This is a genomic window from Frankia tisae (assembly GCF_025403405.1).
Classification (GTDB): domain Bacteria; phylum Actinomycetota; class Actinomycetes; order Frankiales; family Frankiaceae; genus Frankia; species Frankia tisai.
The window spans coordinates 1-5,757 of the sequence record NZ_JANEZT010000401.1 but is presented as its reverse complement, the minus strand read 5'-3'; the positions used below and the strand labels follow the sequence as shown (position 1 = coordinate 5,757).

At 72.2% G+C, this 5,757-nt stretch carries 5 protein-coding genes; 3 read left to right on the top strand and 2 right to left on the bottom strand.

The genetic code is table 11. The features are described 5' to 3' along the window. On the bottom strand, positions 1-2,225 hold a 2,225-nt coding region (locus tag NBZ85_RS26620), incomplete at its 3' end, for a Tex family protein (RefSeq protein ID WP_261562822.1). A 433-nt stretch (positions 2,226-2,658) separates the two neighbouring features. Between NBZ85_RS26620 and NBZ85_RS26615 the strand changes: the two genes are divergently transcribed. Together NBZ85_RS26615 and NBZ85_RS26610 are read left to right on the top strand one after the other, a co-directional pair. Further along, positions 2,659-3,912: a sensor histidine kinase gene (locus tag NBZ85_RS26615; RefSeq protein ID WP_261562821.1), complete on the top strand. Its 1,254-nt coding sequence runs from the start codon at positions 2,659-2,661 to the stop codon at positions 3,910-3,912. Positions 3,913-3,965: 53 nt separating this feature from the next. Continuing rightward, a complete protein-coding gene (locus NBZ85_RS26610; protein WP_261553924.1) occupies positions 3,966-4,757 on the top strand; it encodes a lysozyme family protein in 792 nt (263 codons plus the stop codon). Positions 4,758-4,800: 43 nt separating this feature from the next. Here NBZ85_RS26610 and NBZ85_RS26605 read toward each other — a convergent pair whose 3' ends face one another. Further along, positions 4,801-5,244 (bottom strand): SRPBCC family protein, encoded by a 444-nt coding sequence (locus NBZ85_RS26605; protein WP_261553925.1) that lies wholly within the window; start codon positions 5,242-5,244, stop codon positions 4,801-4,803. A gap of 267 nt (positions 5,245-5,511) precedes the next feature. On the opposite strand from NBZ85_RS26605, the gene NBZ85_RS26600 reads away from it, so the two are divergent. Next, on the top strand, positions 5,512-5,757 hold a 246-nt coding region (locus tag NBZ85_RS26600), incomplete at its 3' end, for a DUF4407 domain-containing protein (protein ID WP_261562819.1).

Below are 5,757 nucleotides of genomic sequence, written 5' to 3'. Positions count from 1 at the left end.
GCGGACGCCGGCGCTCCGATCTCGTCGTCCAGGCGCAGCGTCAGCGAGATCCGCTTGCGCGGGATGTCGACATCGAGAACCTTCACCGTGACGATGTCGCCGGGCTTGGCGACCTCCCGCGGGTCGCTGACGAAGTTCTTCGACATCGCCGAGACGTGCACCAGGCCGTCCTGGTGCACGCCGACGTCGACGAAGGCACCGAACGCGGCCACGTTCGTGACGGTGCCCTCCAGCGTCATCCCGGGAACCAGGTCCGCGAGGGTCTCGATGCCCTCGGTGAACGCCGCCGTGCGGAACGCCGGCCGCGGGTCGCGCCCCGGCTTCTCCAGCTCGGCGAGGATGTCGGTGACCGTCGGCAGCCCGACGGTGTCGTCGACGAACTCGGTCGGCTTCAGTGACCGCAGCGCGGCGCCGTTACCGATGAGGGTGTTCAGCTCGCCGCCGGTGGCCGCGAGGATGCGCCGGACCACCGGGTAGGACTCGGGGTGCACGCTGGAGCCGTCCAAGGGGTCGTCCCCGCCGCGGATGCGCAGGAAGCCGGCGCACTGCTCGAACGCCTTCGGCCCGAGCCGGGGCACGTCCCGCAGCGCCTCGCGGGTGCGGAACGGGCCGTTGGCGTCGCGGTGGCGGACCAGGTTCTCGGCGAGGCCCGCCCCGATTCCGGAAACCCGGGTCAGCAGCGGCGCCGACGCGGTGTTGACGTCCACCCCGACGGCGTTCACGCAGTCCTCCACCACGGCGTCCAGCGACGACGACAGCCGTGCCTCGGCCAGGTCGTGCTGGTACTGGCCCACCCCGATCGACTTCGGATCGATCTTGACGAGCTCGGCGAGCGGATCCTGCAGGCGGCGGGCGATCGAGACCGCGCCGCGCAGCGAGACGTCCATCCCGGGCAGCTCGGCCGAGGCGTAGGCGGACGCCGAGTACACCGACGCCCCCGCCTCGGAGACGGTCACCTTCGTCAGGGACAGCTCCGGGTGCCGGCGGATGAGGTCGTCGGCCAGCTTGTCGGTCTCCCGGGAGGCCGTCCCGTTTCCGATCGAGATCAGGTCGACATGATGCTCGGCGGCGAGGCGGGCCAGGGTGGCGATCGACTCGTCCCAGCGCCGCGCCGGGACGTGGGGATGGACGGTGTCCGTGGCGACCACCTTGCCGGTTGCGTCGACCACCGCGACCTTCACGCCCGTGCGGTAGCCCGGGTCCAGGCCCATCGTCGCCCGGCTGCCGGCCGGCGCCGCGAGCAGCAGGTCGCGCAGGTTGGCCGCGAACACGCGCACGGCGGTGTCCTCCGCCGCCGTCCACAGCCGCATCCGCAGGTCCACCCCGAGGTGGACGATGATGCGGGTGCGCCAGGCCCAGCGGACGGTGTCGACGAGCCAGCGGTCCGCCGGCCGGCCCGCGTCGGAGATCCCGAACGTCTCGGCGATCCGCTGCTCGTAGCTCGTCGGCCCGGGCACGGGCGGGGCGCCAGGCTCGGTCGGGGTGTCCGGCTCGAGGGTGAGGTCGAGGATCTCCTCCTTCTCGCCCCGGAACGCGGCCAGGATGCGGTGCGAGGGCAGCGAGGTGAACGGCTCGGAGAAGTCGAAGTAGTCGGCGAACTTCGCGCCAGCCTCCTCCTTGCCCTCTCGAACCCGGGAGACGAGCACGCCACGGGACCACATCTGCTCCCGCAGGGCGCCGATGAGGTCGGCGTCCTCGCCGAACCGCTCGACGAGGATCGCCCGCGCGCCCTCCAACGCGGCGCCGGCGTCCGCCACCCCCTTGTCCGCGTCGACGTAGCCGCTCGCCGTACCGTGCGGGTCTCCGGTGGGGTCGGCCAGCAGGGCCAGCGCCAGCGGCTCCAGGCCCGCCTCACGGGCGATCTGTGCCTTCGTCCGCCGCTTCGGCTTGTACGGCAGGTAGATGTCCTCCAGCCGGGCCTTGGAGTCCGCTGCCAGGATCTGCGCCTCGAGGGCGTCGTCGAGCTTGTCCTGGGCGCGGATGGACTCCAGCACCGCCGTGCGCCGCTCCTCCAGCTCCCGCAGGTAGCGCAGCCGCTCCTCCAGGGTGCGTAGCTGGGTGTCGTCGAGGGTGCCCGTCGCCTCCTTGCGGTAGCGGGCGATGAAGGGCACGGTGGCGCCCCCGTCGAGCAGGTCGACCGCCGCCGTCACCTGCCCCTGGCGCACGCCGAGCTCGTCGGCGATCCGCTGATGGATGGACCGCTGCGGGACAGATGTCGTCGTCACAATGCCTGATCCGCCTTCTCGTCCTCGTCGGTGCTGTGCGCGATGCACGGTGCCGGGCCGTCCGGCCGATCCGCGCTGACTGCGAGACTACGGGCGATCACCTGCCGCTTTCCGCTCGGGCGGTCATCCGGGCTGATCCGCCGGCCGTCGCCGATCGGCGACAGTGCGACGATCGGCCCGAGCCGCCGCCGGTCGAGATCATCCGCCGTGGTGGTGGCTGGTCCGGTGTGATCCGATGTGATCCGTCCCGTTCGATTACGTTGCTCGGCATATCCCATTGGTTCGACATGACCTATGATGTGCGCGTGCGCATGGGGGATGGGGCCGCGAGTGCGGGACGCTGTTATTCTCCGCATTCCAGGCCTGGCCCGGCCGGATACGGTGCGCTCGCGCCGGTGCCGGCCGCCGCCGGTTTGCGACGCAGGGCGGCGGAGTGAGTCGGGAGAGTACTCTGGGCCCCATCCGTGGCTCGGCCCTCAGCCCGACCGGTGTCGGTGGCATTCGGCACGAGGCTTTTCTGTACCACGGTGACGTCGGCTTCCTCACCGCGACCAGGGATTTCATCCTCGCCGGTCTGGCGGCGGACGAGGATGTTCTCGTGGCGGTGACGCTGCCGCGGACGGCGCTTCTCCGTGCCGCGCTCGGTCGAGCCGCGAGTCGGGTCACTTTCGTCGATATGACCGAGGTCGGCCGGAATCCGGCGCGTATCATCCCGGCCTGGCAGGAATTCCTCGACCTCGGGATCGAACGGGGTCGGACCATCCGCGGGATCGGCGAGCCGCTGTGGTCCGGGCGATCCGTCCCCGAACAGCGGGAGTGCATGCTCCACGAGGCCCTGCTCAACGAGGCGTTCGCGGCCCCACCGGCCTGGCGGCTGCGCTGCCCCTACGAGGTGACCACGCTCAGTTCGCTGACCGCTGACGAGGTGTGGCAGACCCATCCGGTGGTGGTGGACGGCGGGCTCGGTCGTATCAGCACGCGCTACCGACCGCCGGCCGGACCGGCCGCTGCCCTCCCCGCTTCGGCCGCTGCCGCTGCCGCTGCCGCTGCTGCCTCCGTCGCCGTCGCCGTCGCGGTGGCCGATGCCGGGGCCGCCTCTGCCGCCGCCGTGGTGGCCGATGCCGGTGTCACCTCTGCCAGTGCCACCTCTGTCGCCGCTGCCGCTGCTGTCGCCACCGCGGCGGTGGCCGACGCCGCCGTGGCCGCCGCGGCCGGCGTTGCCGCCGGCCCAGGCGGCGGGGCCGATCCGCATACCCAGCCCGGCGAGGCCACCCGTTCGGATCCGCTTTCCGAGCTGCTGGAGGAGCTGGGCCAGCCGCAGGCCGAGATCGCGTTCGGCCCGGCTGACCTCGGTCTGGTTCGCGCGGCGGCCACCCGTGCGGCCCGCGCCGACGGGCTGGAGGAGGACCGAGCCGGCGATCTCGAACTCGCCGTGCACGAGGTCGCGACGAACAGCATCCGCCACGGCGGTGGGCGGGGAGTTGCGCGCTTCTGGAGCGGCGATGGCTGCCTGATCTGCGAGGTCACCGACTCCGGTCAGCTCGCCGACCGGCTCGCCGGGCGGCGGCGCCCGGACCTCGACCTCAGTGGTGGGCGCGGCCTCTGGCTCGTCAACCAGCTCTGCGATCTCGTGCAGCTCCGCTCGGGGCGTGCCGGCACGACCGTGCGGATGTTCATGTACGTCTGACCGGTCGCGGCGCCGGTGCGCATGCCCGGCGGGGGCCGGCGGGGGAGGAGACGATGGTGACGTCACAGGAGCGCATCCGGGTCGGGCGCGGCGCCTGGCCCGCGGATGGCCGGGGCGGCACGCTGGCCCCGGCGGACGGCGGATCCGCCGCCGGGCCGGGCCGGTGCTACGGGGTCGGCGCGGGCGAGGCCCCGCCCGCCGGCAGCACCGACGCGGACAACCTCGCCGTCCGGGCCGGCGTCACCGCGATCAGCCGGGCGCTGAACTGGCACGGCGGCCCTGCCACCCCGGTGCCGACCGACGGCCGCTTCACCGCCGCCACCAGGGCCGCCGTCGTCGCCTTCCAGGAAAAGCTGCAGCCGGTGATCAACCGTGACATGTACCTGCCGGCGGTCGAGCACAGCCCGGCGGGATTCGTCAACAAAGAGACGTCGTACGCGTTGTTCATGCCGATTGCGGACCGTTACGCGTTGAAGTACACCGTCCCCCGCGGATTGCTGCGCGGAATCACCACCATCGAGAGTAACTGGGACCCGGGCGCGGTCGGTTACTGGACCAACTCGGATTTCGGGCTCTGCCAGTGGAACACCACACTTCCCGAGGTCACCACCGCCCGGGCGCTCGATCCCTACTGGGCGCTCGACTCCACCGCCCGGGCGATGCGAGAACGATTTGATTCCGACCGCTGGGGCCACAACTGGCTGTACGTCATTGCCGCGCACAACGTCCCGACCTGGGCCGCGCAGTGGGCCCAGGGCGAACTGTCCGCCGCCGATCCGGTCGACAAACCCAAACTTGACCGGATGAACGGCTACGTCAGCAACGTCCTGGCCCGCGTCTGGTAACCGTGGTGGCCGGCTCGCCGCCGAGAAACCCCCGTGGCGCGGGTCAGCCCGGCTGGCCTGTGACCTTGTCCAGGACCGCGGTGTTCAGCCGGCGAATGCCGATCGGGGCGAAGGTGCGCTCGAAGAAGCCGCCGACCCCACCGGCGCCGTCCCAGGTGGTGGTCGCCGTGACAGTGCTCTGCTGCTCGCCGGCACCGGGCGCCACCTGCCACCGGGTCTGCAGCGAGGAGTTCTGGTCCGCCTCGACCAGGGTGGTCGGATCCGGTGCGGACACCGTCGCGTCGACCTGGCGGACCCGCTTGCGGGTGGCCTGCAGCCGGTAGGCGATCCGGCTGCCCGCGCCGGTGCCGCCCGCCAGCACCCGGTACTCCGAGACGTTCTCCGGCCAGGACCGGGCCCGGGTGCCCTGGTAGTCGGCCAGCTTCGCGACGACCTGCTCGGGAGTGCCGGGCACGGCCCGCTGGACCACGACCTTGATCTGTGCCACCGCTGTTCCTCCCACGCTGCCGGGCGTCCGCACCGATCAGACTCGCACGCCGGCCGGCGAGCCGCACCAGGGCCGCCCGAGCGCCGGCCGGGATGGCCGGCTCCGCTACGCAGAGTTACATTGCCGGTGATGCTGGTGGCGGGCCCGAGGCGGTCGCAGCCGACCGGGCGCCGACGAGGGGGTAGGCCGATTTCTCGCGTGTGGCCAGGGTATCCGCGGGCCTTCGGCGATCTGTTGGTCTTCTGCACCGGTGCGGACAGCCGCGCGGTGGGTCCGCAGGACCGGCCCCGCTTCGTCACCGCCGGTGCACTGATGCTGCTGACCGCCGGACTCGCCACCTACGCGGGGGCGACGGTCGCCGGGATGGGCCTGCACCGCTCGACCCTCGGCGCGCTCCCGTTCGGCCTGTTCTACGCAGCGGTGATTTTCTTCATCGACCGCTCGGTGCTGCTGTCCACGCGGCCGTACCGTCACGGGCTGGAGGGGACGGTACGGCCGCGTGGACAGCAGCAC